We start from the raw sequence: 318 nt of genomic DNA, 5'->3' as shown, positions 1-318 counted from the left end.
TACTTTCACTCACACTCAACGATGTTGAGGTACTTTCGCTGGCGCTTACTGAAGCCGAGGTACTTTCACTTGCACTTACAGATGCTGATGTGCTTTCGCTGGCGCTTACTGAAGCTGATGTGCTTTCGCTCGCACTTACTGAAGCCGAAGTACTTTCGCTGGCGCTTACTGAAGCTGAGGTGCTTTCACTTGCACTTACAGAAGCTGAAGTTGATTCACTCGCACTTACTGAAGTAGAGGTACTTTCGCTTGCACTTACCGAAGCTGAAGTTGATTCACTCGCACTTACCGAAGCAGAGGTACTTTCACTTGCACTTA

General features: G+C 47.5%; 1 protein-coding gene. It reads left to right on the top strand.

The window, feature by feature from the left end; translation table 11 throughout:
• Positions 1 to 318: hypothetical protein (locus tag H5S10_RS02840; protein WP_407657685.1), on the top strand; the 318-nt coding region annotated here is incomplete at both ends.

Source organism: Limosilactobacillus balticus, from assembly GCF_014145615.1.
GTDB lineage: Bacteria > Bacillota > Bacilli > Lactobacillales > Lactobacillaceae > Limosilactobacillus > Limosilactobacillus balticus.
The sequence above is the reverse complement of the archived record's forward strand: the minus strand, read 5'-3'. Positions and strand labels throughout refer to the sequence as shown.